The sequence below is a fragment of the Desulfomarina sp. genome, assembly GCF_054039375.1.
Genome location: NZ_JBPLBA010000198.1, coordinates 1 through 3,328 on the forward strand (window position 1 = coordinate 1; position 3,328 = coordinate 3,328).

A 3,328-nucleotide genomic window follows, 5' to 3' on the forward strand; every position below is an offset into this window, starting at 1 on the left:
ATTATGAAACAGCAATAAAAATCAACGATCATAAAATCAATAATATTCAAAAAGAAAATGTTGAGTATGTCGCCACTGCCTGTCCTACCTGTGTCATGCATATCCAGGATAATCTCCTCCAGCATCGTTCCGGAGAAAAAGCTCGTTTTGTCGTTGAATTCCTCGCAGATTCTCTCAGGAAAGCCGGCACAATCTGAGCACCCCCCGGAATTCAAAAACTTTTCTGATTACGTATGAAACTCAGCCTGTTATTTGTGAGTCTGTGGATGTGCTTGTTTTATCAGGCGTATTTCAAAAATCACATTAGACTGATTATAAAATGACCTGGACTGACACTTTTTCATTTGAATTCCTTATCAATTGAGATTTCCAGTGATTTTTGACCGTAGGCTAGCCTGATAAAACAGGCCCAATCCACAATTTGGCTGAGTTTCATGGGTAATCAAGTAATTTAATGACATTGGTTCAGAAACAATAAAAACATTCTGATTGCACACAAAACTCAGCCTGACAGTTGTGAGCCTGAAAACTCCCTGTTTTATCAAATATATTTCACTCCAGCGTTCTCACCAGCCTGCCGAACCCCCCGGGAATGGTGCCGGAGGACCAGAAAGCGCGTCCCTGTTTATAATCTACAAACCAGTAGCCTCCCGGCTTACGTTTTGCCGCAACAAAAATAAAGGGCTGTTCCCGGGAAAAAGCCGGATGAAGATAGATCCCTTTCCCGTTCCTTTCAGGTTCCATAAGCGACAGTGCCTCCTCCATGGTAGGCTGCCGCCAGTCATCAAACCCTGCAAAACCCTGCCTGTTCAATTCACCAATATTCAACTGCATTGTCCTGATGGAAGCGATATCCAGCCCCCCCCTCTGCCACATCAGTGACGTTTTCAGATCAATAACTGTTTCCGGCTGACCTCCATCCACCAGAACATTATCAAACTTTCCGGTCGGATTGAGTTCGGCATCAAAAAAATTCCATTTTCTGATGCACCCCTCAATTTCATCATCATTGATAATCGCTGGTTCTGCCGGCAGACTGACACTCTCAACTGAAAACCGGCTATCATCAAACTGTGGAAGAGGAGGCCCCATATCCTCCACACGTTCCTCCGGCTCTATCCGGGGGATAACCAGATCCGAATCACCTCCATCGAGAACATTTTCAATCAGCCACTTTTTAATTGACTCATCTATGGCATAACTTTTTTCAAAAATCGCTGAACGCCCCTGGTTTTCAACACATTTTTTTACAATTTCCACCGGAACGGTTATATCGGCGAGAATCCGGGCATGCTTTACCCCCCGTTCCATAAGACAGAGCTTCGGTTCATCTCCCCAGTTGTCAACAAAGAAATAATAGACCCGCTCATCATTGTTTCTGACTCTTTCTCTTCCACCCCATGACTCGTATGTTCCAAAACTCAGATTGGGACTCATTTCCCAGTCTATCGGACTGATAACCCTTTCTCCGACTTTTACCTTATGAAATATCCCCATATGACCTCCCTTTACTTATTGCTCTTTCACTGAAAATCAGTGGTTGTGGTTCCCTTATTCCCGTTCCTGATGTAGAATTATATCGATCCGGAAATTTTTCAATATTCCTAATTATAATAATCATTATCGCAATGTCCAGTCTATTCACGGCCCTGAAAACAGATACCGGCTTTCCTCTTCCACAGGGAGTGACACACCTCAGGGAGGGAACAAATTTTGCAGTTTTCTCGCGTCATGCCACTGCTGTCTCTCTGGTCATTGATTATTTTCCTGACGGGAACTCCACTCCAGTCAGAAAAGAATATGTCCTGGAACCCGGAAAAAACCGTACTGGGGATATCTGGCATATCCTTATTGCAGGAAACCTTCCTGAATTTAATTATGGATTCAGAATGGATGGCCCCAGTGATAAACCGGCATGGCCGGAGTCTATGGCTCAGCCACAAAAAAACAAGGAAAATCCCGACTGCGGCAGCGCAACCTCCAGCCATGGATTTTCAGATAAACCGGCATGGCCGGAGTCTATGGCTCAGCCACAAAAAAACAAGGAAAATCCCGACTGCGGCAACGCGACCTCCAGCCATGGATTTTCAGATAAAAAGAGTGGGACATTTTACGACAGCACCCTGATTCTTATTGATCCCTACAGCCGGACCCTGCTTCCACGACAGTGGGGAGAGGAGTCCTGTTACGGCAAAATCCCATGCTGCAGGGGTGGTGTTCATGAGTTTGACTGGCAGGATGACAAACCGCTGAAAACACCCCTTTCAGAAACCATCATTTATGAGCTTCATGTGCGGGGATTTACCCGAAACCCCAACTCCGAAGTTTCATCTCCCGGAACCTTCAAAGGTATAATTGAAAAAATCCCCCATTTAAAAGATCTTGGCATCACCGCGGTGGAACTGATGCCGGTCACGGAATTTGATGAAAATGATATTTTTTTTGTTAACCCGGATACAGGAGAAAAACTGAAAAATTTCTGGGGATACAGTCCCGTCTCCTTTTTTGCCCTCAACAGCGGTTACAGCTCGGAACCGGCAAATGCCATGACAGAATTCAAAGAAATGGTGCTGGCTCTGCATCAGGCTGGAATCGAGGTATACCTGGATATGGTGTTCAACCATACCGGGGAAGGGGGGTACAACGGCACCACCAGCAGTTTCAGAGGGATTGACAACCCGATCTTCTACCTGCTGGACGAAGAACATGAATATCTCAACTTCTCCGGTTGCGGCAATACCATGAACTGCAACCATCCGATAGTCCGTGATCTCATCCGCGAATCTCTCAGGTACTGGGTAACCGAAATGCACGTTGACGGCTTCCGTTTTGATCTTGCCTCCATTCTCGGCAGGGACAGGGAGGGACACGTTCTTGCCAATCCACCTGTTATCGAGGCCATTGCCGAAGATCCGGTTCTCCGGGATACAAAAATAATTGCTGAAGCATGGGATGCGGCGGGACTGTACCAGGTCGGCTCTTTTTCAACTGACTCTCGGTGGGCCGAATGGAATGGCAGATTCAGAGATGATATACGCTATTTCATGACTGGAGAAGCGGGCAGTGTTGCCCGCGTGGCAACCCGGATTGCCGGGAGCTCGGATCTCTACCAGCGAAACGGTCGCGGCCCCCTGTGCTCCATCAACTTCATCACCAGTCATGATGGATTCACCCTCTATGATCTTGTCAGCTACAATGAAAAACATAACCACAACAACGGAGAAGAAAACAGGGACGGGGAGAACCACAACATCAGCTGGAACAGTGGCTGTGAAGGGGAAACTGACCGTCAGGATATCATTGAACTGCGCTTTCGCCGCATGAAAAG

The 3,328-nt window shown here is 46.6% G+C and carries 3 protein-coding genes; 2 read left to right on the forward strand and 1 reads right to left on the reverse strand.

The window, feature by feature from the left end; translation table 11 throughout:
* Positions 1-197: heterodisulfide reductase-related iron-sulfur binding cluster (locus tag ACXLDX_RS11425; RefSeq protein WP_457577312.1), on the forward strand; the 197-nt coding region annotated here is incomplete at its 5' end.
* A 355-nt stretch (positions 198-552) separates the two neighbouring features.
* Here ACXLDX_RS11425 and ACXLDX_RS11430 read toward each other — a convergent pair.
* Positions 553-1,497, reverse strand: a complete 945-nt coding sequence (locus ACXLDX_RS11430; RefSeq protein WP_457577313.1) for an Lcl C-terminal domain-containing protein — start codon at positions 1,495-1,497, stop codon at positions 553-555.
* Positions 1,498-1,628: 131 nt separating this feature from the next.
* Between ACXLDX_RS11430 and ACXLDX_RS11435 the strand changes: the two genes are divergently transcribed.
* Positions 1,629-3,328: glycogen debranching protein (locus ACXLDX_RS11435; protein ID WP_457577314.1), on the forward strand; the 1,700-nt coding region annotated here is incomplete at its 3' end.